The sequence below is a fragment of the Citrobacter sp. VF227 genome (assembly GCF_052950715.1).
This window is the reverse complement of the sequence record NZ_JBRFVF010000674.1, coordinates 1-429: the sequence shown is the minus strand read 5'-3', so window position 1 is coordinate 429 and position 429 is coordinate 1. Positions and strand designations below refer to the sequence as shown.

1 protein-coding gene is annotated in these 429 nt (G+C 58.0%); it reads right to left on the bottom strand.

The genetic code is table 11. From position 1 onward, the window contains the following. Positions 1 to 380, bottom strand: a 380-nt coding sequence (locus ACU8YC_RS28500) for a hypothetical protein (RefSeq protein ID WP_446896452.1), incomplete at its 3' end; no start/stop codon positions are given. Positions 381 to 429 lie beyond the last annotated feature (49 nt).

Sequence of the window (429 nt, the reverse complement as noted above, 5' to 3'; positions counted from 1 at the left end):
TCTGGCGGGATTCGTTTGTTGGCCAGCACATTGCGAATGCCGTCCATCTTGGCCTGATCGAGCAACACCACACGATTGTCGATTCGCAGCACACCCCCGCCAGCGCTCATGTCGAGCTGCGACCAGCGCTTCTCCAGCTGATCGGGCGTCGATCCATCCCCCAGACTCGGGCACAGCATCAGGCTGCCATCTGGCAGTCGGGTCGCAATGACGCCAACATTTTCCGGCACGACAACATCAAGCCGATCGAAATGACTCAGATCGATGCGCATACCGCTTCGGGCAGCTGTCTGTAGCTCGGCCATCAAACGAAGGTTAGCCGCCTCCCCTCGCTGTGCAGGATCGAGAGATTCATGCTTTTCCCAGGCCAACAGCCCCATTAGCTCAGCTGGCGTAAGCCAGTAGCGCTAGGTACTCGTCAGGTATAAA